We start from the raw sequence: 25,670 nt of genomic DNA, 5'->3' as shown, positions 1-25,670 counted from the left end.
CAGGTCCTGTCGATCTTCCCGGGCCCGGGACACGTGGCACCGCAGCACGTGACATCGGCCGCTCCGCGGCGGACGCCGTGAGCCCCGCCCTGCGGGCGGGCGACGCCACTTTCAAGACACGCCCTAGAAGCGGTCCGGGCGGCAGGCCGACAGGGCCGGCTCGGCCGTTCCCTCGACCAACTCCCGTGCGGCCAGGCGGCCGACGGCCGCGGCGAGCGTGACCGCCGAGTGCATCACCGTCACGTAGAGGCCGGGGACCTCGGCGACCGGGCCGATGATCGGCTCACCGTCGGCCGGCATCGGTCGCACTCCGAGCCGGGTGCTGAGCAGCTCGACGCTCCCGGTGCCCTGGAAGGTGGACCGGACGGCGGCAAGGGTCCGTTCGGGCGAGTCCGCGGCGGCGATCAGCCGGTCCGGGGCGACCTGCCGGAGATCGAAGTCCTCGGTGTTGACCACGGTGCGGACCAGACCGGCCGGGGCGCGGAGACGGAACAGCGGACACGGGGACGGTTCGACCGGGACGCGCACGCCGAGCGGCGCGCCCAGCGCCGCCGTGGCAACTCCCGCCGCCAGCACCACCGTCGCACCGGAGAGGGGTCCCGCCGCCGTATCGACCCCGGCGATCCGGCCCGCCGCATCCCGGCGGAGCGCGGTGACCGGAGTGTCCAGATGTACCCGGGCTCCATGGGCGCGAGCGCCCGCGACCAGCCGCTCGGTCACGCCCACCGAGTCGGCAGCGCCGTCATCCGGCGCCCAGACAGCCCACTGCGGAGGCTGCCGAAGGGTGGGCTCAAGCGTCGCCGCCGTGGCCGCGTCCACGATCGTCTGTCCGGGCCCGGCGTCCGGCGCACTGCCCTCCCTGGTCCAGCTCAGCGAGCCGGACCAGGTCACCGGGAGCCCCGGCAACTCGGCCCCGAGCCGGTGGTACTCCGCCGTCGCGGTGGCCCGCAGCCCGGCGGCCGGACCCTTGCGCACGCCGGACGCTCCGATCCAGGCGAACGAGTCCGCCGTCACGCCGGCGCCCGGCCGCCCGGCGTCGACCAACGTCACCGTGGCACCCGCCCGTGCGGCGTGATAGGCCACCGACGCCCCGACGATGCCGGCGCCGACGACGACCAAGTCCCTGCTCACCGGTGGGCTCAACACGTTCACGACCCTAGCCTCCGCTGCGGCCGCCCACGCTGCGGGGCCGGGGCTCACAGTCGCCAGTCGAGGTCGGCGGACAGAGCACCGCTTTCGCCCGTCCCGGTGTCGTCCGCGAGCTCCGGGCGGTACGCGCAGGTCGAGCCCGTCGTCACCGACTTCCGCAGATGCGCGGCCAGTTCGGGGTGGAGCGCGTCGAGTTTGCGCAGGGTGTCGCGGATCCGGGCCGTGACCGTCTTGCGGGCCCGCTCGGCCTCGTCGCCCAGTCGCCGGGTGCGCCCGCCGAGACCGGCGGCCGTGCGGAGTTCGTCGAGGAGGGCCTGGCGCTCCCTGTCGTACGCGGCGGCGCGCGCGTCGTCGCCGCGCTCGCCCGCGCGGTCGATCTCCCGGTCCAGTTGGTCGAGCCGCCGTCGGTACTCGGCCTTGGCCCGTTCGTCCAGGACCGGGTCGCCGCCCATGGCCCGTGCCGCCACGGCCGTCTCGCCGCCGTCGGGCGCGAGCAGCCGGACGGCGGGGAAGTCCGTGCCCGGGTGCGAGAGCAGCGTGTGCAGATCGCGCAGCCCTTTGGCGTCGGGCACATGGACCGCCCGCCCGTCGAAGGCGAGCGACCACACAGCCCCGTCCCGCCTGAACTCCGTCCCGGATGTGCCTGGTCGAGGCCCGTCGGCCCCGGTGGCGGGGCGGGTGGGAGTGCCGGCGTCCGGCCCGGCTGCCGTCTCCCTGTTTCCGCCGCCCGTCACACCGGGCCGCCGCCCCTCCAGATGCTCCAGCCCCATCGCCTTCGCCGCGCGCGACGTCTCCGCCCGCAGCCTCGCCTCCGCCGCGGCGTCCCCCGCCCCGCCGCGGGCCCGCAGCGCGTCCGCCAGCCCCAGGCCCGCGCGCAGGGACCAGGGTCTCGCCTTGAGACGGTCGGCGGAGTCGCGCGCCGAGGTGAACGCGGCCACCGCCATGTCCCAGCGCCCCTCCGCCGCGTCGAGCATGCCGAGCCACAGGTCGACCGGTCCGCTGATGTCGCAGCCGTACAGCGCGACGAGCCATCGGCCGCTGTGCGCGCCGAGGGCGTCCCGGGCCTCGGCGATCAACTGGGGATCGCCCGTCGCGGCGGCCGTGTGTGCCCGGAGCCGGAAGAGCAGCGGCGCGAAGATCCGCGACACCGCCTCGGGCCGGTCCTCCAGCTCCCGCAGGCGCCGCAGCGCCCGCTCCGTGTCTCCGCATTCGATCGCGGCGATCCCGTCGAGCAGGACGGGCAGCGGATAGCCCGCGCCGTCGAGGCCGCGCGAGACGGCGTCGGCCTTGTCGTAACGCCCCCGGATCATGTGCAGGGCCCAGAGCAGGTGGGTGGCCAGGTATTCGTAAGGCCCGTGGCCGTCCGCCACCTCGACCGTGTCGGCGTACCACTTCTCCGCCTGCTCGAAGTCGCCGCTGAGCGCGGCGATGATGCCCAGGTCGACCGCCTTGCCCAGCTCGTACCTGCGCTTGCCCGCCCGCTCGGCCAGGACCGCGTACGTACGCAACTGGCTCAGGAAGAGCGGATCCCCCAGCTCCAGCAGCGTCACCCAGCGCATCGCCGCGGCGTGCACCTCCATGTCCAGATTCCGCGTGCGGCGGGCCACCGCCGACATCTCGGTGGTGAGGGCGAGCCGCTCCTCGGAGGTGCCGAGGCCCCAGATCGTGTCGTGCCGCGCCCAGAGCGAGAACGCGAGCGCCTCGTCGTCATCGTCCCGCCGGGCGAGATCGGTGGCACGGACGGCGAGATCCTGCGCCATCCGCTCCCTCTCCGCGCCACGGGCCGGGGGAAGGTCCGCGCCGCTGTCCCTCTCGCCTTCGCCGAACAGCGCGCGGTAGGCCTCGTCCAGCAACTCCGCGGCGTGCGGCCCCTGGCCCGGGATGTCGTGCATCTGGTGGACCGTGAGCGCCACGCGGGTCAGCAGCTCCGGATCGCCCAGCTCCCGCGCCGGTGTCACCGCGCGGTCGAAATACCGCCGGGCCTCGTCCTCCAGGCCGTGGTGCCGCAGCTCGCCGGCCAGGTCGAGCGCGATGAGGACGGCGCGCCGCGGATCACCTTCCCCCGCGGTCTCCGCCACCTCCAGCGCGCGCCGGTAGTGACCGACGGCCTCCTCGGCCGCGAGCCTGCTCGACGCGTCCCGCGCGGCCGCGAGCAGCAGATCGATGCGGTGGTCGCGCTCCACGGTGTCACCGGCGAGATGGGCGTGCCGGGCCAGATCGGCGGGGAAGATCTTGTCGCCCAGCGCCGGCGCGGAGTCCAGGCCCCGTACGACCGCGCCGTGCAGCCGGGCCGCCTCCGCCTCCTCCAGGGAGTCGTAGAGCGTCTCGCGCACGAGGTCGTGGGCGAAGGCGAACCGGCCGCCCTTGCGTGTCACCACCAGCCGCGCGGACACGGCCCGGTCCAGCAGCCGGTCCACGTGCGGCACGGGCGCCGACGTGGCGGCGGCGAGCACCTGGCGGTGGAACTCCCTGCCCAGCACGCTCGCCGCCACCAGCAGGTCGCCCACCGGCTTGGGCAGCATCGACAGCCGCCGCCGCACGGCCTCCCGTACGCCGGGGGCGATCGCGCTGACCGGGCTGCCGCCGTGCCAGAGCCGGGCGGTCTGCTCCACGAAGAACGGATTGCCGCCCGTGCGGCTGTGCACCTCGTCCACCAGCGCGGGCTCCGGCTCCCGCCCGGTGGTCAGCGCGAGGAGCGCGCCCACGTCGTCCCGGTCGAGCCCGGTCAGCGTGACGGCGGTGGTGGCGCGGGCGACGAGCGGAAGGATGAGCTGCTGGAGCGGGTGGCCCGGCGCCTCCACCTCCACGTCCCGGTACGTCCCGATGAGCAGCAGCCGCTCGAACCAGGCGTGCTGGGCGGCGAATTCGAGGAGCTTGACCGACGCGGTGTCCGCCCAGTGCAGGTCGTCCACGACCACGACGACCGGCCGGTCCTGCGAGATCGTGACGAGAGCGGTCGTCACCGCGTCGTACACGGAGAAGGCGTCCTTGGCCTCGTCGTCCCCGGCCGCCTCGCCGAGCAGCACCGCGAGCCGCCCGCCCGCCGCGCGCTCGGCCTTCGCCCACGCGGCCTCGCCCAGGCCGCGCCGCATCCCGCGCACGACCTGCACCCACGGCCAGTACCCCGGGGCGCTGCCTTCCCAGCAGGAGCCGCCGAGCACGAGCGCCCCGCGCTGCCTGGCCTCCTGGGCGGCGGCCGTGACCAGCGTGGTCTTGCCGATGCCCGCCTCGCCCGCGATCAGCACGAGACCCCCGTGGCTGTCCGTCGCCCGGCCGATCTCCGCGCGTAGGACGCCTGCGGGGTGGTCACGCCCGATGAGTGCAGGGGTCATGCCCAAAACCATAGAAGGCACCACTGACAATCGGCATACGAAATCCCCGCCGCGCCGCCGGCGAACCGCGGGTGGGCTCTCGCGAAGAGGCGCACGCGGGCGTCACGCACGCGAGCGTCACGCGAGCGGGCCCGCGGTCACCGAGGTGACCGCGGGCCCACCGCGTAAGCCGATCAGCCGGATCAGGCCGGGAACAGCGTGCCCAGCTTCTGGGCGACGATCGGGTCACCCTCTATGCGGAGCCGGCCGGCGGTGAACTCCTGCGTCCCGTCGGAGGAACCCGACTGGATGGACTTGAGGGTGTCGGCGTCCAGCACGAGTGTGGCGTTGGCGTCCGGGTTCGCCCCCTCCTGCAGCGAGCAGGTCCCGTCCTTCACCGTCAAGGAGAACTGCTTGTCCTCGTCGGTCACGTTGAAGCCGAAGGTGAGGTCCAGGCCTGCGGCTGCCGCCGGGTCGAACCTGGCGGCGAGAGCCTGCATGGTGGCGTCGGAAGTGCTCAAGGGTCTCTCCATCGTTCAGCGAGCTTGGTCGAGGTCCATTCAACCCGTCGCGACTGGCCCCTTGAGGCACCTTCAGGGAAACATTCGGAACGTTTCCGAGCGGGCCGCCGCGATGCACACAACAGCCCCGATCGGCTACGTGATCCGGTGCAGAAAACCCGCGCGTTTGTAGTAGAGGTACGTGTCAACTTCCCTGCGGGTAACCGGACTTGACCGCGTCCTCACCGGAGTCCGGTCGCCCGCCCGGCCGGTCCGGGCCGTACCGCGCGAGCATCCCGCCGGTCGCCGCCGGACCGGCCGCGAAGACGTACTTCTCGCTGTCGTCCAGCCGTCGCCCGGAGGCCGCGTCGACCACCACCGGCTCGACCTCCGCGCCCGTCGTCGCGTCGACCAGGACCATGGTCCGGTCCTCGGCCGGCAGCCGTGAGTTGCCCCATGCGGCGAGGGCGACGAGGACGGGGCGCAGCGAGCGGCCGAGGTCCGTGAGGACGTACTCGTAGCGCGTCGGGCCCTGTTGGTACGGGCGGCGCTCCAACAGCCCGTCCGCGACGAGGGTCTTGAGCCGGGTGGTGAGCATGCTGGAGGAGATGCCGAGGCTCTCCTGGAACTGGTCGAAGCGCGTATAGCCGTCGAACGCGTCGTGAAGGATCAGCAGCGTCCACCACTCGCCGACCTGCCGCACGGTGGTGGACAGCGGACATGTCCGGTCCTCCAGCCGCATCCTGTTCCCTCGCCCCGCCATATGGTCCCGCCCCGTCCGCTCGTCCGTTCCGTTACTGCTAAAGTCGAAGTTAGTCACTTCTATTTTAGCACTGAGGGAGCTGAAGCTTCATGTCCGCCAACCCGGCCATCCCCGCCATCCCCGAGGTCGTCGCCCGCTATCTGGCCGCCCACCACGTCCGCGACACCGCCGCCGCGCTCGCGACCATGCGCGACGACGCCACCGTCACCGACGACGGCTCGACCTACACCGGCACGGCCGAGATCGAGCGGTGGCTCGGTACGGCGGCGAGCGAGTACACGTACACCACCGAACTCCTCGCCGTCGAGAGCGAGGACGACGCGCATCTCACCGTCACCAACCGCCTGGAGGGAGATTTCCCCGGCGGGCGCGTCGACCTCCGCTTCCGCTTCACGCTGCGCGACGGACTGATCGAGGACCTGACCATCGCGCCGTAACTCCGCCCGGCCCACGGATCATTCGCCGCGGACGACGACCACCGGCACCGTCGCGTGCTGCGTGACATGCAGGCTCACGGAGCCCAGCAGGGCGGCCTTGAAGCCGCTGTAGCCGCGGTCGCCGACCACCAGCAGTTCGGCGCCCTCGGCGCGGGCGAGCAGCGCCTGGGCGGCGTGCGCGCCGACGACCTGCCGGTCGACGGCCGCCGCGCCCTCCTTGCCGAGGGCGGATTCCAGCGTCTCGTCCAGGATCTGGACCGCCAGCTTCTCCGGGTCGAACTCCGGCGGAATGCCGGGAGCCATCGTCGCCCACGCACCGGCCGGGTACTCCCAGCCGATCGCGGCCTCCACCGTGTCGCCGGTGAGCTCGGCCTGCCGTACGGCCCAGTGCAGCGCCTTCACCGAGGAAGCCGACCCGTCGACTCCCACCACTATCCTGCCCATCACATACCTCCGGTTTGTTGAAGCTTGTATCAGCGATGCCGACAACCTCCGGCGGCACCCGGCTATTCCGGCGATCACCGCGCCGACCGGCAGGCCGACCCAGGCCGACCGGCGCGCCGGTGGAAATTCCTTACCGCGCCGGCCGGAAAGAGCGGAGACTCGCCTCATGGCTGACATGGGGTCTTTCCGGGAAGCGGTCATCGCGTGGGCGGCCGGCGGCCCCGGCGGACCCGCGCGTGAGCTGGCCGCGCGACTGTCCGTTCGGGCCGCCGTCCTCCTCGAAGGACCGAGCGACGCCGCCGCGGTCGACGCGCTGGCCGCGCGCCGCGGCCGGGACCTGGCGGCAGAGGGGATCTGTGTCCTGCCGATGGGCGGTGCGATGAGCGTCGGCCGTTTCGCCGGGCTCCTCGGGCCACCGGGCCTGGACCTGCGTCTCACCGGACTGTGCGACGAGGCGGAGCGCCGCTTCTACGCGGACGGCCTGGAGCGGGCCGGTGCGGCGCGGCAGGAGTTCTTCGTCTGCACGGCGGACCTGGAGGACGAGCTCATCCGCGCGCTGGGTGTGCCGCGGGTCGCGGAGCTCGTACGGGCGGAGGGCGACGTACGCGCCCTCCAGACGTTCCTTCGTCAGCCCGCGCAGCAGGGGCGTGCGCCGGAGCAGCAGTTGAGGCGCTTCCTCGGCACGAAGAAGGGACGCAAGATCCACTACGGTCGCGTCCTGGTGGAGGCCCTGGACCCCGACCGCACCCCCGCACCCCTCGACGACCTGCTCGGAGGCCTGTGATGCCCGGCTCCGTACCTGCCTCGTGCCCGGATCTCACCACCGACCGTCTCGTCCTTCGCTCCTGGCCCACGGCCGAGGTCTCCGCCGTCGTCGGCGGAGGCCGGCTGCCGCACTGGGCGGAGGACTTCCCCGCCGAGGGCGACCGTGTCATCGCGGGGTTCATCGCCGAACACCCGGGCACCCTCGGCCCGTACGGTCAGCGGCAGATCGTGGAGCGCGCGACGGGCCTGGTCGTCGGAGCCGTCGGCCTCTTCCCGCCGGCGGACGGCACGATCGAGTTCGGCTACGGGATCGTCCCCTCCCGCCGGGGCCTGGGTTACGCCTCCGAGGCCGCCCGCGCCATCGCCGCGTTCGCGCTGACCGCGCCGGGTGTGCACACCGTCCACGCGAACGTGGAGCTGTCCAATCCGGCCTCCGCCCGCGTCCTGGAGAAGGCCGGGCTCACCCGCGTGAGCGCCGACGACGAGACGGCGCGGTACGAGACCGACGCGGCCGCGGGCCCGGAACGGTAAGGGCGGATCTGCGGGCGGCGGTCGTCGTGGCGGGGAACTCGTCGGCGTAAGAGGCGAGTTGGGCACGTGCGGCCCCCACCCGGCCCCCGTCCCCCTCAACAGTTATCCGCAACTCTGTTGAAAATACCTCCCTGGCCAGGCCTTGTCCGGAAAGGGAGCGTTCAGCGAGAGTTCATCCCGCGACGCCCCACACACCCCCCATCCACGTCGCCGGACAAGCGCCCACCCAGGAAAGCGTGCGTCAAACAGCCCTCATCCCCAGGGGCTCGACGTGGCGCGGTTCGGCGCTGCCTCCGATAACGAGAGGAAGCACTGTGCAGGTTTCCCGGAAATATCTCGTCGCCGCCGTGACCGGCGTCCTGCTCTCGGCCTCCGCCGTGACCGGCGCGCAGGCCGCCGACCCGTCCGGTGCCACGGGCCAGGCGCCCCGGTACCAGCCCGAGATGGTGGCGGCACTCGCCAAGACGCTCGGTGGCAGCGAGCAGGCGGCCGTCGACCGGCTCGACCACGAGGCCGCGCAGCAGCGCGAGTTGGCCGCCGTGAACAAGCAGGGCATCAAGACGGACGGCGCCTTCTTCACCAAGGCGGGCACACTCACGGTGAACGCGCCGGACGCGAGATCCGCCGCCCAGGTGGAGGACGCCGGCCTCACCGCCCGCGTCCCCGAGCACGGCAAGTCCGCGCTGGACCGGATCAAGAGCGAGCTGGACGCGAAGGCCGTCAAGCAGGTTCCCGTCGGTGTCTCGTCGTGGTCGGTCGACCTCGCGTCGGACACCGTCACGGTCGAGGTGAACAGCGACAGCGGCGCCGCCGCCCGTTCGTTCATCGAGGCCGCGGGCAAGCACGGCGACGCCGTCCGTGTCGTGCGTGGCCAGGAGCGTCTGGAGACCCAGGCCGTGGTGCCCCCGGGCAGCCGGATGACGTTCAACGGCTTCATCTGCTCCGTCGGTTTCGGGGCGCGTGACGCCGCGGGCAAGCAGTATCTGGTGACCGCCGGGCACTGCATCGAGGACCTGCCGGACCTCGCGTACAACAACGTCAAGTTCGCCAAGGGCACCAACTCCCGCTTCGCCGTGGGCACGCGCAGCGTGGACATGGGCATCGCGGCGGTCGACGCCGAGGACTCGATAGGCACCCAGGTCACCACGCACGGCCAGGCCGGGAACGTCGCGGTCCGGGGCAGCACGCGCGCCTCGCAGGGCTCGGCGATGTGCAAGTCCGGCCAGACCACCGGCTGGACCTGCGGCACCGTGGGCTCGTACAACGTCACCGTCACGTACACCGACGCCAACGGCGGCCCCAACACGGTCGTCACCGGTCTCGGCAGCTCCACCGTCTGCACCGAGGGCGGCGACAGCGGCGGCGCGTACATCTCCGGCAACCAGGCGCAGGGCATGACCTCCGGCGGCCCGATCGGCCAGAACTGCACCGGCGTGAACACCCGCGGCTCCTCGTACTTCCAGCCGCTCACGGACGCCCTCTCGCACTACAAGCTCACCCTCAACGTCGGCTGACTCCTCCGCACCCACTGACACCGGACGTCACCCGAGCCACTGATCTCTTCGATGCCCCCGGAGAGACAGCGGCGGAGCCGCCCACCCTTACCGGTGGGCGGCTTTCGTCGTCCGCTTACCATCGGACGGAATATCGGAGTTCGGCCGTCCGGAACTCCTCTTCGATCGGAGCTGCTGCCATGACCGACATGGATACGGACATGGACCTGGGCGGGGCCGACGGAGACGCCGAAGTGACGTTCGCCGACGTCTTCCGTGACGCGCTGCGCCGCCGCGGTCTCTCCCTGGAGCGGGTACGCGACCGGCTCGAAGCCCAGGGCATCGGCGTCAGCCTCGCCACCCTCAGTTACTGGCAGCGCGGACGCAGCCAGCCCGAGCGCGCGCGGTCCCTGCGCGCCGTCGACGCGCTGGAGGACATCCTCGCCCTCCCGGCGGGCGCGCTCCGTTCGCTGCTGCGCCCCGGCAGGCCGCGCGGCCGTACGACGTCGGAGCTGCTCGACCTGTCCGCCTCGCACCGTGTCTTCGGCGAGAACTCCGACGTGGAACAGGCCCTCGGCGCGGACTTCGCGCGCTTCAACGAGGACGTCACCTCTCTCGTCATCCACGAGACGGTCCATCTCGACGAGGAGCGCTGCATACGGCAGCTGTCCGTCAACCAGGTGCTGCGCGCGACCCGCGACGGCGCGAGCCGGATGACGGCCGTACATGTCATCGACGACCCGGCCACGGCGTCGGTCGACGTCACCGTACGGTGCGGCAAGCTCGGCCGCGTGGAGTTCCTGCCGGAGCGGCAGAGCATCGTGACCGAGATCCTGTTCGGCGGCGAACTGGCCAAGAACGAGACGGTGGTGGCCGACTACACCATCTCGCTCACGCCGAGCCGCGAGGTCTCGACGTACCACGAGCGCCGTACGCGGGTGAGCCTGCGGGAGTATCTGCTGCACGTCTACTTCCACCCGGACGCGCTGCCGGTGAGCTGCCACCGCTACTACCGCGAGCGGATCGGCGCGGAGAAGGCGAGCAGCCGGCAGATCGCCCTGGACGTCTCGCACTCGGCGCACATGCTGCCGCCGAAGTGCCCGGCCGGGATACACGGCATGTCGTGGGAGTGGCCCGCCTGACGCGGCCCTCGTGGGTCACCGTACGACGCCGGACGGGCTGTCAGACCCCGCCGCTAGTGTTTTTCCCATGACCGAAGCGTCCGTGTCCACACCCGCGCGCGCCGCCGGACTGCGCGACTGGCGGCGGCTGTTGGACGACCTGCCCGACCCCGTCGTCACCGAGAAGGGCCGCCGGCTCAAGGAAGCCGCGATGCTCGACTTCGGGGTGCGCGAGAGCGCGATCGCCTCCTGGCTCTACACGAAGTGCCACCAGCAGATTCCCACCCTGGCCGTGGACACGGCGGCGGTGGTCGCCAGCGGCGACGGCAGCTGCGTGCTTCTGTACAACCCGGAGTTCTTCGAGGCGATCGGCGCGGACGGCGTGCGGTTCGTGCTCTTCCACGAGGCGCGCCATCTCATACACCGGCATCTGTACATGGCCGCGGAGCTGCGCGAGGACCCGGTGTTCAAGCTGGCCGCCGAGGTCTCCATCAACCATGTCGTGATGCGGCGGCTGCGCGGCAAGCTGCCCACACGCCCGACGGGGGACACGGGGGCTGAACGGGAGCCGGTCGGGATCGATCCGTACGAGATCCACGCGCTGTACGAGGAGGATCTGCGCGCCCAGGGCCTTCAGCCGGTGCCGTACGAGCACTTCACCGAGACCGACATGAGCGTGTTCGGCGAGCTGAAGCGGATGAGCGACCCGCCCGTGCCCGCCGGCCACGTCTGCCCGCATCTGCTCATCGGGGGACTCCCCCTGGACGAGGAGACCGTGGGCCAAGTCGTCGAGGGCGTCCTGGCGAACGTACTGCGGGCGGCCCTGCGCGGTGAGGGCCCGGCCCGGGAGGAGATCCTGCATCTCGCCGACCGTTCCGAGGGCGGCAGCGAGCGGGTCACCAGGATGTGGGGCCGCCTCGGCCTCGGCGCGCTGCGCGGCCGGACCGAGCCCACCCGCCGGGTCGAATGGTGGAAGCGCTGGCTGTCCGACACGCTCGCCTCCAAACTCCGCGACGGCGAGCGGCTCGTCTACCCCCGGAAGCACGGCGCGGTGCTGCTCGCGCTCGGGCACGACCCGATGCTGTCGAGGCGCGGCAAGGAGCGCACGAAGGTGGTGGTCGTCGCCATCGACACCTCCGGCTCGATGTCCCAGCGGGTGATCGACTGGCTGATGACGCTGATCGGCCGCACCGACGGCGTCGAGACGCACTGGCTGAGCTTCGACGGCGAGGTCATGCCGTTCGTCGCGGGCGAGCGGGTGACGGGCGGCGGCGGTACGGACTTCGGCAAGGTCGTGGAGTACGTGGAGGGGCGCCGGGAAGTCGGCGGCAGACGCTGCGAGGTGCGGCCGGACGCGGTGATCATGGTCACCGACGGTCATGCGCCGCAGGTGACCCCGGCCCGGCCGGAGCACTGGATCTGGCTGATCACCGACGGCGGTGACGACTGGCCCGACCGACACCACCCGCCCATGGCCTGCCACCGCGTGACGACCGGCGACAGTTGAGCACACGCGCCTCTCTTTCCTGTACGGCGGCGCGCGCCTGCGCGCGCCCGGGCTACCCCGAACGCGTCGCGCATCCCCGCGCACGCACGCACGAGGACTGGACCCCATCACCGTGATCAAGACCGACCCGAACCGCGCGGCGCTCACCACCGGCCGCGACGCCCGCGGCAAGGCGGCCTGGACCGTCACCGCGACCTACCCCGAGCGGCCGTCCGGCCCCCAGCCGGGCACGCGCCTCGCGGAGTTCATCGACGCCATGATCGCGATGGGCCAGACCGGCCAGGTCTTCGGCGAGCACGGCATCGGCAAGACCTCCACCTTCCTCAGCCACATACCCGAGGCCCACCCCGGCACCCGCGTCGTCCTCGTCCCCGCGGCCAACCTCACCCCCGACGACCTGCTGATGAACGCCCCCGTAAGGGACGACAGCACGGGCCGGCTCGTCCTCACACAGCTGATCATGAGTCAACTCGACCCCGGCGAGCCCTTCGTGCTGCTGATCGACGATTCGTTGCAGGCGGGCGAGATGATCCAGTCCCAGCTCATGCAGATCGCCTGCAACTGGACCCTCGGCGAACACGATCTGCGCGCCCTCGGCTGCGTCGGCGTCTTCCTCTGCGACAACGAGTCCCAGACCGAGACCGGCTCCGTCCGCGGCGACCTCGCCGTGCTCGACCGCATGGTCACCCTGCGTCTCACGTCCAACGACACGGCCTGGCGCCACACCCTCGCCGCCCGCTACGCCGACTGGGACCTCGGCGAGGTCTTCCGGATCTGGGCCGCGTTGACACCCCGGCTGCGTTCCCGGTTCTCCCCTCGCACCCTGGAGCATGTGCTGGACTGCGCCCGCGCCGGACTGCCGCTGGGCTGGGGGCTCCCGCTGGTGGGCGGGGTCCGGCTGCGGCTGCGGGACCGGCGCAAGGACGGTACGGAGGGAACGGACCGTACGGCGGAGACCCTGGACGCGATCGCGGCCGCCGTGGGCGCGGCCAATCCGCGTACGGTGGCCGATCCCGTACGCCGCATCCTGCGCACGGCCCTGCGGGAGAACTGGGCGGTGCTGCTGCAAGGACCGCCCGGCTGCGGGAAGACGGAGATCACCAGAAGCGTCGTACGGGACGAACTCGGCGCGGAGCCGGTGTACTTCTCGCTCCCGGTGACCAACGTCGAGGACCTGTGCGTGCCGGTGCCCACCCCGGACGGCCGGCTGGACACGCTGCTCACCCGGTCGCTCTCGGGCCCCGGGGAGAAGGTGATCATCTGGGACGAGTACAACCGGCCCAAGGACAAGGCCGCGTTCGCCAAGCTGATGGAGATCACCCAGGAGTGGTCGCTGGCCGGGCGGCCGGTGGAGGGTCTGCGCGCCCAGATCGCGCTCCAGAACCCGCCCTACCATCTGGGCAGGAAACTCCAGGTCAGCCGGAACAACGTGGCGCAGGCCAGCCGCTTCACGATCAGCTACGAGGTGCGGCCCGAGGACATCCCGGCGAACGAATGGCTCATCGCCGTGTACGGCGAGGTGGCCGAGACCGTCCTGGAGTGGTGGAAGAACGACATCGACGACGAGGCCCGCGACTGGATCACCAAGCGGACGCTGGAACGTCTGATCAAACTGCATCTGGCCGGCCAGCCGCTGATCTCCGGCCTGATCTATCTGGGTGAGGGCGAGTTCGCGCCGGTACCGCTGACCGCGCTGGAGGCGAGACTGGTCGGCGTCGGGGAGGAAGTGGCCCTCGGCTTCAAGCAGTTGGTGCGGGACATCGACATCTGGGAGAAGCGGCTCGCCGTCGCGTCGGAGGTCTCGTCGGAGGGGACGAACGACACCGACCTGGTGCACCGGGTGCTGGCCAACGCCGAGTTGTCCCAGCTCAAGCGGCATGGCGAGGTGGTGGCGCGGGCGCTGCGGCATCTGCCGCCGAAGCTGCGCGCCACCTATCTCGTCGGGCAGACGCCCGCCCGGCAGAGGTTCTGGGTCGGCGCGCTGGCCCGGATGAAGGAGCTTGCCGCGTCGCCGTCCTGAGCCGGGTCCGCGGCACCCGCCTCCACCCGTTCGGTCCTTGCCGCTTCCCCGCCCCCCTCCTCTCACCGTCCGATCCGCAATCCGTTCTCCAGAATTCGGGCCCACATCATGCGCCTCGCCGAACACACCGTCGTGTCCGCCGCCTACGCACTCGCCGACCGGACACTCACCCGCGCGCTGATCCCGCGGATACGGGAGGAGACGCTCGCGCTGCTGGGCAGCGGCGCCCCGGTGCCGCCGACCCTCCTGGACGAGGTGCTCGCCTCGCTCGACCCGGAGCCGCGCGGCGTTCTGCTCTCGGCCGCCCGGTACCACGGCGATGTGTTCCGACGGCTGGCCGCGCTCGGTGATCCCGCGTCGGCCGTCCATCTCTACGGCGTACGCGACGGGGACCGCACGGCGGCCGAGCGCGCGGCGGTGTGGGAGGGCGCGGCGGCCACGGCTGCGCGGCCGGCGAACACCGTTCCCCGGCCGAACCGGTTGTCGACGCCCGGCCCCTACGCGAGGAAGGACCTGACGAAGGCGAGCGGCGGAAGCGGGGGCGAGGGCACTCTCCCCTGGTCGACGCTGGTCGGAGTCGACGAGTACCGGCTCGCCGAACTCCTCAGGTCCGGCATCCCGTCCGGTGCATTCCCGGCCGACCGCGTCCTGCGGGAGATCGGCCCGGCGCGCAGGGTCTTGTGCGGGCTGCCGCACGGCCACGAGGGCGTACGGGCGGCCCTGGGCGCCCAAGTGGCCCGCCTGGGCTCGGACTTCGCGCCCTGGCGGGCCCTGTTCGTACTGCTCCCGCGCTTCTCCGGTTCCGTCACCGAGCTGGTCGACGCCGCGCTCGCCGAGGTGCCCAAGCACCAGGGCCGGCCGTGGCCGAAGCCGATGGCGCCGGAGTTCCCGAGCCGCAGGCAGCAGGGCGGGCGGGCAGCGTGGCTGCATCTGTACGACGCGGCAGACCACGGGACTCGGTGTGCGCTCGGCGCGCACATGGACCTGCGGGCCATCCAGCAGTTGCTGCTCTGGCACAGCCCGAGCCCCGAACTGCGCGCCCACATCGTCCGGTCGCGGGGCGCCTCGGTCCTCGCGGGCATCGCGTCGGACTGGGGGACCCCGGCGGAGGTGATCGAGGAGCTGATCCCGTACAACGATCCCGATGTCAACGCCGCGCTCTTCCTGCACACCGAACTCACCCCCGCCCAGCGCCGGCACATCCTCTCCGGCCGCCGCTGGCAGGACGGCCGGTCGGTGGACACCCCCACCGCGGACCGGCTCCCGCTGACCGAGTCCCTGGTCGACGGCGTGCGGGAGAGCGCGCGGCGGACATGGCTGCTCGCCTGCTGCGACTCGGGCGACCCGCTGCTGTACCGGATCCTGCTGGGCAGCCCCCGGGCGAAGGTCCACACGCCCGCGCTGGAGCTGCACATGCTGCTGCGTCTCTGGGAGCGCCACGGGCCCGGCGCCGTAAGGGAGTTGCTGGACGAGACCGACTTCCCGGGGCGCAGGCAACAGGCCAGGCATCCGCTGTCGCCGTCGACCGTGGAGGCGGGGCGTACGGCGCTGGAGGCCGACGGGCCGGCCCCGCTGCGTGCGGCGTACGAGAGGGCGGCGGGCCCTGCCGGGCGGGCGGACTTCCTGTGCGACAAGGGGGCCGGCACCGAACGCGACGACCTGGAGAAGGCCGTCGACCTCTTCGCCGAGGAGATCGGCCCGGGACCGCTGCCATGGGCCGAACTGGAAGCGATGCACGGCGCGAAGCCCCTGCACGACCGGATCCTCGTCCGGCTGGCCGCGCTGGACGGCTGCCCGGCCGCGCTCGCCGAGGCGTCGGCCCTCGCCGCTCTGCGTCTGTCGCACCCGCATTACCGCCCCCGGCGGGCGGGAAAGCCGCCGACGGCCTCGGAGATGCTGGCGAAGTACCCCCTCCAGTTGGACAAGGGCGGCTGCCGCTGGCTGGAGAAGGCGCACCACCTCGGGCAGATCACCTTGCCCGAGGTGGTGCGCTCCGGCTTCCCGGCGCAGGTGGCGGTGGCGTTCCTCTCCAGGGCGCTGGTCCCGGCTGACACCTCCGGGACAACCGCGGACGCGGACACGCGAACAGGCACCGAGGAGATACGGGAGGCCCGGCGCGAGGTCGCCGCGCTCGCGGCGGAGCATCTGTCGGACGACCCGGAGGGCTGGGCGCTGGCACTGCGCCTGATACCGGAGTTCGAGGGCACGCTGCCGGATCTGCTGCTGGCATCGGGAGCGGTGGTCAGCTGAGAATGCCGCCCCCCGGGTCCGCCGGACAGGGCCTAAGGACTGTCCCGTGAACTGCCCCGGGCGAAGCGCGAGACGTACCTCTTCTGCCAGGGCGTCTCGACCGCGTGCCGCGAATAGTGCTCGCGGACATAGGCGACCGCCTCGGTGTTCGGCACTCCGTCGAGGACGGCGAGGCAGGCCAGGGCCGTACCCGTACGTCCGCGCCCGCCGCCGCAGGCGACCTCGACCCGCTCGGCGGAGGCCCGCGACAGGGCTTCCCGCAGCGCCTCCAGGGCCCCGGCCCGGTCGGACGGCAGCCGGAAGTCGGGCCAGCGGACCCAGCGGGCCTCCCACTCGACGGCGGGCGGCTCCTTGCCCAGCAGATACAGGGCGAAGTCAGGTGTCCGGCCTGTCGGTAGAGGGTGCCGGAGCCCCCGTCCGCGTACGAGCCGTCCGGAGGGCAGGCGCAGCACGCCCGTCGCCGTGGGCTCCCACGTCACGGCTTGACCGCCAGGAACCCCCACTGCACGCAGTCCGCGGCCCCGTCCGGAACATCCTCCCCGGCCGGCACGAGAATCTCCGGCAGCGGGCGGAGGCCCGGGGGCAGCAGGGTCAGCCCGCGGGCGCAGTCAGCGATCTGGTCGGGCTTACGGGCGAGGTAGGCGCCCTCGGGGTCGGCCGCCAGGTAGTGCTCCTGCATCTTGAGCACGCCGGGGGTCTCGATCGTGTCGCACACCGCGAGGTACGAGCCGGAGGCGAGGCGGCTCGTGTACCTCTCGACCAGGTCGGCCGCCTCGGCGGGCGGGAAGTGCCCGAGGGTGGAGAGCACCAGGAGGGCGACCGGCTCGTCCAGGTTCAGCGTCCGCGACGCGTCCTCCAGGACCTTGTCCACGAGACGGAAGTCCTGCTGGAGATAGTGGATCTTGCCCTCGGGTGAACTCCGCAGCGAGCTCGCGTGGTTGAGGACGACCGGGTCGTTGTCGACGTACACGACGCGCGACTCGGGGGCCGCCCTCTGTGCCATGCCGTGGGTGCCGCGCCCGGTGGGGATGCCCGTGCCCAGGTCGAGGAGCTGGCGGATCCCGCCCTCGCGGACGACATGGTCCGCCACCCGCTCCTGGAAGGCGCGTGACTCCATGGCCGCCGTCTTGATCTCCGGGAAGTCGCCCATCATCACGTCGGCGAGATCGCGGTCGAGCTGGTAGTTGTCCTGGCCGCCCTGGGCGTAGTTCCAGATCCGCGCGGAGTTGGGCACGGTGGGCATGACATTGGTTCCGGGGCGTACGGAGTCGCTCATCCGAAGTCCTTTTTCGTCAGGGGCAGGGGGGTGAAACGAGGCGGTGCGTATCCGCTGGTCACGTCCACCGCCATCCGGTAGTTCTCCACCGCGTCGGAGTCGTCGGTGATGAGCGTCATGGCCGGGTGCAGGCCGATCTGGATCAGCCTCTCTCCCATGCCGAACTCCTTGAAGCGGAGAATCTCGATATGGCCACAGAGACTGATGGCCAGCGGGTGCGGTACGCCGGGTGGAATGACCTGGATGGCCACCGAGGACCCGACATCGGCGATATGGCCTTCAAGGTAGTCCAGTTGACGGGCCATCACCCCGGATCCGCCGACACGGCGACGCAGCGTCGCCTCCTCCAGCAGCACCCAGAGCCCGGCCCGGTCCCCGTCGTTCGGGGTGCCGGGCTTGCCCTCGATGGTGTGCTCCTTGCGGGCCTCCAGCAGTTCCAGCCGAAGACGCCGTACGGCGGGGTCCTCGTAGGGGTTGCGCAGACTCATCAGCGCTTCCGCGTACTCCGTGGTCTGGAGCAGATCGGGCAGCACCCCCGGCGCGTACGAGCGGATACCGGTCGCCGCGGACTCCAGATCGATGACGCCGACCTCGGCGACCTCGCGCCAGGGGTGCCACCATCCGGGCTTCTTGGCTTCCTCCAGCGCGTGGAGGACGTCGCCGCGCTCGGCGACCGGCGTCCGGTAGAGGTCGAGCAGCACGGCGACCATGCGCGGATTCGGTACGGTCTCGGCGTTCTCCCAGCGGGCCGGCGTCGCACGGTCCTTCTTGATCGCGTCCGCCACGCCCTGGAGGGTCATGCCCGCGGCTTCGCGCCGACGGCGCAGATCCGCCCCGAAACACCGCAGGGCGACCGTGGGGCCGGATCTTGGCTGGCTCACCGGGCCCTCCTCGCGTTCGCGGGCGGGGAGGGTCTCTTCCGCTCCGTTCACCTCTCCGTTCAGCGGACCACGATACCGCCGTATCGAACTCTGTCACGTTGCAGAGTGTCCTGCGCGTGGCTACGATGGAGCCCGGAGTTCCCCTACGCGGCACCCCCCAGTCAGCCGCGCGAGGGCCGGGTACCGACCTCGCCGGCACGCTGCCGAAGCGTGAGGGGCGGGGGGTCACGGAGAACCGATGCCATGCACGTCTCACTACCGGCCGTTCCGGAGCAGATCCAGGTCGCACGGCGCATCGTTCGCAAGGAACTGGCCGGTCTCGGCTGGCCGCCGGCGAAGATCGCCGCGTGCGAAGAGGTGGCGGCCCAGCTGGCCCGGCATGCCATCGGCGTCGTGGGCGTCAGCGGTTACTACCTCGGGGTGACGAAGCGCACCGGGCCGGAGGACTCCGTCGCCATAAGGGTCAGTGTCACGATCCTGGACGCGCCCACGGTGACGGTGCCCGCGCAGATCCGGTCGGACGAGCTGATCGAGGGGCCGGCCGGAGGGCCGTCGGCCGTGGGGCCGGAGCAGCCGGACGAGGGCGGCCCGACCCTGGCCGAGGTCCTGACGCAGCGGTGCGGAGCCCAGGTCAACATAGTCGCGCAACAGGGCAGTTGGGCGGCGTCGGCCACCCTTCCCGGCGAGGTTCCGTGCCTCGGCGGGCGACCGTGACCGTACGACCGAACCTTGGACCGGCTCCCGGATCGCCGTCCGGTGGGCAGGGCCCGGTGGGCGCCGACGAACCCGTCTTGGGAGAGGCTGCAGTGGACGCATTGAGGAGCACCGCATCCGCGGGGCACCGCCTGCCGCGGTCCGCGAGGGCCCGCAGGTGGACCGCCTGGTACCGGCCGACGAGTGCGGAGCCGCCGGTGTCGGTGCGCGACCGTGACGTCACGCGCAGTGGGGGAGTGGCAGACGTGAGCCGTTCGGTACTGGTCGTCAGCGGGGCGAGCGGGAGCGCGGAGAGCGTGGCCGCCGCATATGCCCGCCAGGACGACTGGGTCGGGTTCCTCTACGAGCGGGGGACTCCTCCCGACGAGCTCTACAACGTACGGTGCGATGTGAGCGACGCGCTCCAACTGGACGCCGCCGTCTCCGAGTTCGAAACCGGGCACGGAATCGTGGATGTCCTGGTCGTGGACGCGGACCGGCACGAGCACCACACCGAGGAGTCCTCCGCCTCGGCCGCGGCCGGCACCCGGGCCAGGGCGAACGCGATCATCGGGCGCACGCTGCCGGGTATGCGGGAGGCCGGGCACGGTCGGATCGTGCTGATCGCGTCCACGAAGGGCCTCGGCCGGGGCTCCGCCCTGGCGGGCGGCGCACCCCACGCGGATCTGATGAGCCTGGCGTGGCACCTGGTCCACGAGTGCCGCGGCTCGGACGTGACGGTCAACGTCATCACCTACGGGGCGGCGCAGAGCGCGTCACGCCAGGGCCGCGCGCACCGGGCGCAGCAGATCGCGGATCTCGCGGTCCATCTGACCAGGCCGGAGGCCACGGACACGGGCGCGGTGATCCCGATCGAGGTCCTCGGCGCGATTCCGGGCCGTGGTCCGGTACGGGTGGACGGGGCGTCCTACCAGGGCCGATGAACCGCCGCGCCTCCAGGGGACCCCTCAGCCCCGGAGGCGCGGCGCCTCTGTCCTGATCGGGCCGGACACCCGAGGACGGGCCGCCGTCAGGCGATCTTCGCGCCGTAGACGTGGTCCACCCTCATCGCCATCAGCACCCGGCGGTCGGAGACCATCACCGAGCGGTACTCCGCCCAGTCCGGGTGTTCACCGGAGGCGCGGCGGTAGTAGTCCACCAGCGCCTCGACCTCCGGGCCCTGGGGGTCGGTGCCCGGGCCGGTGAGGGTGACCGGGCCCTCGGCCGTCGCCCAGGACCAGCCGTCGGGGCTGGTGACCTCCAGCGCGGCCCGCGGGTCCCGGCGCAGGTTCACCGTCTTGGCGCGGCCCTCCGTCATCGATACGTAGAGGATCCCCGCCTCCTCGTCGTAGAAGGGCATCACCGGGGAGAGTTGGGGGAGGCCGTTCGATTTGATCGTGGCGAGGACGCCCAGACGGCTCTCCGCCAGCAGCGTGTGCGGGTTGAACGGTGGCGTGGTGGTCATGTTCGGCTCCAAGTCATCGCGGACGGTCGGCTATTCCCGCGTCGCCGAGGGCTTGCGGAAGATTTCGATCATCGCCGCGTAACCGTCGGCGCCGTGACCGTCCGCCACGGACCGCTCCGCCAGGGCCTTGACGAACCTGGGGAACTCGGCGTTGACGCCGAGGGATTCACTCTCGTGGACGAGATGGTTCATCGAGGCCAGATGAGTGTTCAGGGTGGCATCGGGGGCCGGGTACTCGCCCTTGTCCACCTGCTCCGCGTAGCCGTTGACCCAGTCCGCCACCATCTTGATGCTCGTGGTGGCGAGCGGCGCGAAGGCCGAGGCGGTCACCCCCGCCGCACCGAGCACCGCGGCGCCCTGGAGGAAGCTGTTGAGGACGCCCCACATCAGGCCCAGCACCGCGACGTCGTGCAGGGACGCCAGCCCGTGGTCCTCGCCGAGGTGTGTGGTGGCCCCGCCGAGAAGCTTGAGAACCGGCTCGTGCGCGTCGAAGGCCGCGCGCGGCCCGCTGTAGAGGATGACGGCGTCCGCCGTGCCGACGCCGTCCGGGTCGCTCAGGATCGCGCCGTCGAGATACGTCGCGCCGTGCCCCGCCGCCCACTCGGCCATCTCGCGGGCCCCCTCGGACGTGCCGGACGTCAGGTTCACCAGGACCCGGCCGTCGAGAGCGTCGCCCACCGGATCGAGGAGGGCGTGCACGGCGTCGTAGTCCAGCACGCAGACGACCACGAGCGGGCTCGCCGCGACGGCGTCGGCGACGGAGCCGGCGAGTTCGGCTCCCTCGGCGACGAGAGGTTCGGCCCTGGCCGCCGTACGGTTCCAGACGGTCGTGGCGTGCCCTTCGCGTAAGAACTTCTCGGCCAGAGCTCTGCCCATCAGGCCCAGGCCCAGGACTGTCACAGGGGTGGTGGCGTTCATTCTCGGCTCCTCGGTAGGACTGGGTGCGGCTTCGCGCCGCGCGGTGCGGCCGGGTGCGGCTTGGTGCGCGTGGCAGAATCCTCAACGTTCATACCGATATGAAGGTCAAGGGGAAATGGGGAAGCCGACGTGCTGATCGGGGAGTTGAGCCGGCGGACAAGGGTCAACGCGCATCAGTTGCGGTACTACGAGGCGCAGGGCCTGCTCGAACCCGGTCGTGGCGCGAACGGCTACCGCGAGTACGGCAGCGATGCCGTCATGACCGTGACCCAGATCAGGAAGCTGCTCGACGCCGGTCTGTCGACCGAGGAGATCGCGGTCCTGCTGCCCTGCGCCTCCGGGGAGGCGCCCGAACTCGAACCCTGCCCCGATCTGCTGGACATGCTGCGGGCGCGCCTGCGGGGGCTGGACGATCACATCGACATGCTCGTCCGCACCCGTCGGACCCTGCGGGAATACATCGAGGTCACGGAGCGGCGCGAATCGCCGTACGCCGAGGAGTGCGACGCCGCCGACGCGTCGGGAGGGGCGACGGCGGCGTGATCCGCGCACCAGGTGATCATGGCCTCAGTGTCCGGAAATCCTCCCCGGTGAATGGGCGGCTTTGGCGCCCCTTCAGCAGACCATTAGGTTAGGCTCGCCTAAGTCTTCTTGGTTGGTCTGTTGGCGTCAGCCGGCGCTGTCGGCCGCTCTGTCCTGATCCGGAGGGACCCATGTCGACGCCGCACCCGGCTCTCGAACCCGCCCGACCGGCGCGGCAGTTGACCGTCGGGATCACGGACCGGCGTCCGCACGCGAAGATCGAGCGGCTCCTCATACGCTGATGCCCAACCGGGTCGATCCCCCGCCCTCCAACCGAGGTTGAAGCCGCCGTGTCCGTCCAGTTCCCGCCATCCGCCGCGCCGCTCGCGGCCCACCCCGTGGGCGCCCCGCCGGGGCCCGTCCGCCGCCGACCGCCGGAACGGGCCGGTTCGGTGAACTCGCCGCGCTCGACGGGCCACCCGTGGGGGTGAAGTTGGTGCTGGAACCCGGGCGGTTCCGCCACCCGCTCCGAGCCGTCTCCTCTTCTCTCCTCCTCTCTCCACCTCCTACTTCCGGAGCCGTTCCATGACCGTTCCCGCCGCCACACTGTCCGCCTCCGGGTCCGACAACGCGGGTGACGCCGACTCCATCCTGGAGCGGCAGCGCGCCAGGGAGTCGTCCGCGCGTACGTACGCCCGTTCCTTCCCGATCGTCCCTGCCCGCGCCCACGGGATGACGATCGAGGGCACGGACGGCCGCCGCTACCTCGACTGCCTCTCCGGCGCCGGAACGCTCGCCCTCGGCCACAACCACCCCGTCGTGCGCGAGGCTCTTCGGCGCACGATCGACAGCGGTGCCCCGCTGCATGTACTCGATCTCGCGACGCCGGAGAAGGACGACTTCACGGACGCGCTCTTCGAGACGCTGCCGAAGGAGTTCGCCGACCGGGCCCGCGTGCACTTCTGCGGGCCCGCCGGGACGGACGCCGTCGAGGCCGCGCTGAAGCTGATGCAGACCGCGACCGGTCGGCGCGGAGTGCTCGCGTTCACCGGCGCGTACCACGGGATGACGGCGGGCGCGCTGGCGGCGACCGGCAGCGTGGCCGTCAAGGAGCCGGTGCCGGGCGGCGGAGCGGCCGGTGGCGAGGTGACGCGGCTGCCGTATCCGTACGCGTACCGCTGCCCGTTCGGCGTCGGCGGCGAGCGCGGCGCGGAGCTGGCGGCGACGTACACCGAACGGCTCCTGGACGATCCCTCGGGCGGTGTCGTACGCCCGGCGGCGATGATCGTGGAGGCGGTCCAGGGCGAGGGCGGGGCCGTGCCCGCCCCCGACGGGTGGCTGCGGGAGATGCGGCGTATCACGCGCGAGCGCGACATCCCGCTGATCGTGGACGAGGTACAGACCGGTGTCGGGCGCACCGGCGCCTACTGGGCGGTCGAGCACAGCGGCGTCGTGCCCGACGCGATGGTGATGTCGAAGGCGATCGGCGGCGGGCTGCCGCTGGCCGTGATCGTGTACGACCGGGATTACGACGGGTGGCTGCCCGGCGCGCACACCGGCACCTTCCGCGGCAACACGCTGGCGATGGCGACGGGCGCGGCGACGCTCAGGTACGTCACGCGCGAGGGGCTCGCGGAGCGGGCGGCGACCGTCGGGGCGCGGCTGACCGCGCGGCTGGAGGGGCTGCGGTCCGAACTGCCGCTGATCGGCGACGTACGCGGCCGAGGGCTGATGATCGGCGTCGAGATCGTGGACCCCGAGGGGCCGTTGGACTCGTGCGGGTCCCGGCCGGTGGCGCCCGGGACGGCGGCGCGGGTCCAGGAGGGCTGCCTGGCGCGGGGGTTGATCCTGGAGCTGGGCGGGAGGTTCGGGTCGACGGTGCGGCTGCTGCCACCACTGGTGATCACGGACGAGGAGGCGGAGTCCGTACTGGAGCGGCTGACGGAGGCGATCGCGGAGGCGTCGGCATCAGCCACGTCGTCGAAGGAGTCCAACGTGTCGAAGTCATCGCGGCCCACCGGCGTTTCGGGGCGTGCGGCGTGAGGACGGACGCGCTGGGCGCCGCCGTCGACGAAGCCCTGCGACCGGCGATCGGTACGGCCCTGTCGGGCGGCCCTGCCGGCGCGGCGGCTCTGGAGCCCCTGGTACGAGAGGTGCTGGGCGCGCTCGCCGAGGGCGCGGCCCGGCGCGGCGGGCCCGTCCCGCCCGGGGCGCCCGACGAGATCACGGCGGGCGTCGCCGAGGCGCTGCGGACCGCACGCGGCCCCGCCGCGCTCGGCCGGCTCACCGAACTCCTCGCGCACGGCAGCGCGGACCCGGCCGACCCCGCGTGCGCGGCGCATCTGCACTGCCCGCCGCTGGCCGTCGCCGTCGCCGCCGACCTGGCGGTTTCCGCGCTGAACCCCTCCCAGGACTCGTGGGACCAGGCGCCTGCCGCGACAGCCCTGGAAACACTGCTCCTTGAGGAGCTGGCGGGCATGCTCGGGTACGACCCCACCGAGGCGGCCGGCGTACTGACCTCGGGTGGCACCGAGTCCAACCTGATGGGCCTGATGCTGGCCAGGGACCGGGTGCTGGGCGCCGCGACCGGCCGCCAGATCGAGCTGACCGGGGTGCCGAGGGCGGGCCTGGGCGCCGGCGTGGGGGCGCGGCCGAGGATTCTGGCGTCGGCCGCCGCGCACTTCTCGGTGCAGCGGGCCGCGGCCCTGCTCGGACTCGGTGAGGACGCGGTGATCCCGGTGCCGGTGGACTCCCAACTCCGCATGAGGGCGGGAGCGTTGGCGGCGACGCTGGAGGCGTGCGTCGAGCGCGGACAGCTGCCGGTCGCGATCGTCGCGACCGCCGGCACGACCGACACCGGGGCGATCGACCCGCTGCGGGAGTGCGCGGAGCTGGCGGCGGAGTACGGGGCGTGGCTGCACGTGGACGCCGCGTACGGCGGCGGCGCGCTGCTGTCCGACCGCCTGGCACCCCTGCTGGACGGCGTCGAACTGGCCGACTCCGTCTCCCTGGACTGGCACAAACTGGGCTGGCAGCCCACCGCCGCCGGCGTCTTCCTGGTGCGGAAGTCGGAGACGTACGCCTCGCTCGCCCGGCGCGCGGTATATCTGAACCCGGCGGACGACGAGGAGGCGGGCTACCCGAGCCTGCTGGGTCTCTCCCTGCGCACGACGCGGCGCTCGGACGCCTTCAAGATCGCGGTGACGCTGCGGACGCTCGGCCGGGAGGGCCTGGGGCGGCTGGTCGACGCGTGCCACGAGCTGGCGGTGGCGGGGGCACGGGCGGTGTCCGCGCACCCGAGGCTGGAGCTGCACGGGGAGGGGGACCCGGTGCTGACGGCGTTCCTGTTCCGGTACGTCCCCGAGGGGCCGGCCGACGGAGCCCGTACGGACCGGGTGAACGCCTCGCTGCGGCGGCGGTTGCTGCGCGAGGGGGGCGCGGTGGTGGGGCGCACCGAGCTGCCGGGGGACGGACCGGGGCGCGTCCGGCTGAAGCTGACGCTGCTGAACCCGCATACGACGGTGGCGGAGGTGGAGCGGCTGTTGCGTGCGGTGGTGGCGGCGGGTGAGACGGAGGAGAAGCTGTGAGCGCGGCGGTACCGGGCCCCCGCCCGGGCTCCCGGTT

At 72.2% G+C, this 25,670-nt stretch carries 23 protein-coding genes; 13 read left to right on the top strand and 10 right to left on the bottom strand.

All coding sequences use genetic code 11. The annotated features are described in order from the left end of the window. Nucleotides 1–123: 123 nt before the first annotated feature. From IEY79_RS05100 to IEY79_RS05085, 4 genes are all read right to left on the bottom strand, one after another. Nucleotides 124–1,131: an NAD(P)/FAD-dependent oxidoreductase gene (locus tag IEY79_RS05100; protein ID WP_229700663.1), complete on the bottom strand. Its 1,008-nt coding sequence runs from the start codon at nt 1,129–1,131 to the stop codon at nt 124–126. 65 nt (nt 1,132–1,196) lie between these two features. Then, a complete protein-coding gene (locus tag IEY79_RS05095) occupies nt 1,197–4,481 on the bottom strand; it encodes an ATP-binding protein (protein WP_189106089.1) in 3,285 nt (1,094 codons plus the stop codon). A 182-nt stretch (nt 4,482–4,663) separates the two neighbouring features. Continuing rightward, nucleotides 4,664–4,981, bottom strand: coding sequence for an SCP2 sterol-binding domain-containing protein (locus tag IEY79_RS05090; RefSeq protein WP_229700662.1), 318 nt, complete (start codon nt 4,979–4,981; stop codon nt 4,664–4,666). A 184-nt stretch (nt 4,982–5,165) separates the two neighbouring features. After that, on the bottom strand, nt 5,166–5,702 hold the full coding sequence (locus IEY79_RS05085) for a winged helix-turn-helix transcriptional regulator (protein ID WP_229700660.1): 537 nt from the start codon (nt 5,700–5,702) through the stop codon (nt 5,166–5,168). Nucleotides 5,703–5,812: 110 nt separating this feature from the next. On the opposite strand from IEY79_RS05085, the gene IEY79_RS05080 reads away from it, so the two are divergent. Continuing rightward, complete coding sequence (locus IEY79_RS05080; RefSeq protein ID WP_189106086.1) at nt 5,813–6,160, top strand: nuclear transport factor 2 family protein; 348 nt, start codon at nt 5,813–5,815, stop codon at nt 6,158–6,160. An 18-nt stretch (nt 6,161–6,178) separates the two neighbouring features. On the opposite strand, the gene IEY79_RS05075 is transcribed toward IEY79_RS05080, so the two are convergent. Beyond that, complete coding sequence (locus IEY79_RS05075) at nt 6,179–6,604, bottom strand: universal stress protein (RefSeq protein ID WP_189106085.1); 426 nt, start codon at nt 6,602–6,604, stop codon at nt 6,179–6,181. Between the two features lie 166 nt (nt 6,605–6,770). Here IEY79_RS05075 and IEY79_RS05070 point away from each other — a divergent pair, with 166 nt between their 5' ends. The 7 genes from IEY79_RS05070 (at nt 6,771) to IEY79_RS05040 (ending at nt 16,291) form a co-directional block, all read left to right on the top strand. Next, nucleotides 6,771–7,388, top strand: a complete 618-nt coding sequence (locus IEY79_RS05070; RefSeq protein ID WP_189106084.1) for a TOPRIM nucleotidyl transferase/hydrolase domain-containing protein — start codon at nt 6,771–6,773, stop codon at nt 7,386–7,388. Next, nucleotides 7,388–7,900: a GNAT family N-acetyltransferase gene (locus IEY79_RS05065; protein ID WP_189106083.1), complete on the top strand. Its 513-nt coding sequence runs from the start codon at nt 7,388–7,390 to the stop codon at nt 7,898–7,900. The genes IEY79_RS05070 and IEY79_RS05065 overlap by 1 nt, the downstream gene beginning before the upstream one ends. 314 nt (nt 7,901–8,214) lie before the next feature. Beyond that, the gene (locus tag IEY79_RS05060) at nt 8,215–9,414 is read left to right on the top strand and encodes a S1 family peptidase (protein WP_189106082.1); all 1,200 of its coding nucleotides are present in this window, start codon (nt 8,215–8,217) and stop codon (nt 9,412–9,414) included. A 179-nt stretch (nt 9,415–9,593) separates the two neighbouring features. Next, nucleotides 9,594–10,535 carry a helix-turn-helix domain-containing protein gene (locus tag IEY79_RS05055; protein ID WP_229700659.1) on the top strand — a complete coding sequence of 314 codons (942 nt, stop codon included), beginning with the start codon at nt 9,594–9,596 and terminating at the stop codon, nt 10,533–10,535. Nucleotides 10,536–10,602: 67 nt separating this feature from the next. Then, on the top strand, nt 10,603–12,021 hold the full coding sequence (locus IEY79_RS05050; RefSeq protein WP_189106081.1) for a DUF2201 family putative metallopeptidase: 1,419 nt from the start codon (nt 10,603–10,605) through the stop codon (nt 12,019–12,021). A 256-nt stretch (nt 12,022–12,277) separates the two neighbouring features. After that, complete coding sequence (locus tag IEY79_RS05045) at nt 12,278–14,041, top strand: ATP-binding protein (protein WP_229700707.1); 1,764 nt, start codon at nt 12,278–12,280, stop codon at nt 14,039–14,041. Between the two features lie 108 nt (nt 14,042–14,149). Next, nucleotides 14,150–16,291 carry a hypothetical protein gene (locus tag IEY79_RS05040; protein ID WP_189106080.1) on the top strand — a complete coding sequence of 714 codons (2,142 nt, stop codon included), beginning with the start codon at nt 14,150–14,152 and terminating at the stop codon, nt 16,289–16,291. 32 nt (nt 16,292–16,323) lie between these two features. Here IEY79_RS05040 and IEY79_RS05035 read toward each other — a convergent pair whose 3' ends face one another. From IEY79_RS05035 to IEY79_RS05025, 3 genes are read right to left on the bottom strand one after another with little or no spacing between them, the layout of a single operon-like run. Beyond that, nucleotides 16,324–16,770, bottom strand: a complete 447-nt coding sequence (locus IEY79_RS05035; protein WP_229700657.1) for a protein-tyrosine phosphatase family protein — start codon at nt 16,768–16,770, stop codon at nt 16,324–16,326. After that, a complete protein-coding gene (locus IEY79_RS05030) occupies nt 16,767–17,567 on the bottom strand; it encodes an SAM-dependent methyltransferase (RefSeq protein WP_189106079.1) in 801 nt (266 codons plus the stop codon). The genes IEY79_RS05035 and IEY79_RS05030 overlap by 4 nt, the downstream gene beginning before the upstream one ends. Further along, nucleotides 17,564–18,448, bottom strand: a complete 885-nt coding sequence (locus tag IEY79_RS05025) for a helix-turn-helix domain-containing protein (RefSeq protein WP_189106078.1) — start codon at nt 18,446–18,448, stop codon at nt 17,564–17,566. The genes IEY79_RS05030 and IEY79_RS05025 overlap by 4 nt, the downstream gene beginning before the upstream one ends. A gap of 243 nt (nt 18,449–18,691) precedes the next feature. Here IEY79_RS05025 and IEY79_RS05020 point away from each other — a divergent pair, with 243 nt between their 5' ends. Both IEY79_RS05020 and IEY79_RS05015 read left to right on the top strand, forming a co-directional pair. Beyond that, nucleotides 18,692–19,162, top strand: coding sequence for a hypothetical protein (locus IEY79_RS05020; RefSeq protein WP_189106077.1), 471 nt, complete (start codon nt 18,692–18,694; stop codon nt 19,160–19,162). A 245-nt stretch (nt 19,163–19,407) separates the two neighbouring features. Then, nucleotides 19,408–20,085 carry an SDR family NAD(P)-dependent oxidoreductase gene (locus IEY79_RS05015; protein ID WP_189106076.1) on the top strand — a complete coding sequence of 226 codons (678 nt, stop codon included), beginning with the start codon at nt 19,408–19,410 and terminating at the stop codon, nt 20,083–20,085. 86 nt (nt 20,086–20,171) lie between these two features. Here the strand turns inward: IEY79_RS05015 and IEY79_RS05010 are convergent, their stop codons facing one another. Then, nucleotides 20,172–20,606, bottom strand: a complete 435-nt coding sequence (locus tag IEY79_RS05010; protein ID WP_189106075.1) for a PPOX class F420-dependent oxidoreductase — start codon at nt 20,604–20,606, stop codon at nt 20,172–20,174. A 30-nt stretch (nt 20,607–20,636) separates the two neighbouring features. After that, entirely contained in the window at nt 20,637–21,524 is an 888-nt protein-coding gene (locus IEY79_RS05005; protein ID WP_189106074.1) for an NAD(P)-dependent oxidoreductase, read from the bottom strand. 129 nt (nt 21,525–21,653) lie between these two features. Here IEY79_RS05005 and IEY79_RS05000 point away from each other — a divergent pair, with 129 nt between their 5' ends. The 3 genes from IEY79_RS05000 to IEY79_RS04990 all read left to right on the top strand — a co-directional run bounded on the left by IEY79_RS05000 (nt 21,654) and on the right by IEY79_RS04990 (nt 25,633). Next, nucleotides 21,654–22,067 carry a MerR family transcriptional regulator gene (locus tag IEY79_RS05000; protein WP_189106073.1) on the top strand — a complete coding sequence of 138 codons (414 nt, stop codon included), beginning with the start codon at nt 21,654–21,656 and terminating at the stop codon, nt 22,065–22,067. A gap of 564 nt (nt 22,068–22,631) precedes the next feature. After that, nucleotides 22,632–24,089, top strand: coding sequence for a diaminobutyrate--2-oxoglutarate transaminase family protein (locus tag IEY79_RS04995; RefSeq protein WP_189106072.1), 1,458 nt, complete (start codon nt 22,632–22,634; stop codon nt 24,087–24,089). Continuing rightward, nucleotides 24,086–25,633 carry a pyridoxal phosphate-dependent decarboxylase family protein gene (locus IEY79_RS04990; protein WP_373292469.1) on the top strand — a complete coding sequence of 516 codons (1,548 nt, stop codon included), beginning with the start codon at nt 24,086–24,088 and terminating at the stop codon, nt 25,631–25,633. The genes IEY79_RS04995 and IEY79_RS04990 overlap by 4 nt, the downstream gene beginning before the upstream one ends. Nucleotides 25,634–25,670 lie beyond the last annotated feature (37 nt).

The sequence above is a fragment of the Streptomyces camponoticapitis genome, from assembly GCF_014646115.1.
GTDB classification, from domain to species: domain Bacteria; phylum Actinomycetota; class Actinomycetes; order Streptomycetales; family Streptomycetaceae; genus Streptomyces; species Streptomyces camponoticapitis.
The sequence above is the reverse complement of the archived record's forward strand: the minus strand, read 5'-3'. Positions and strand labels throughout refer to the sequence as shown.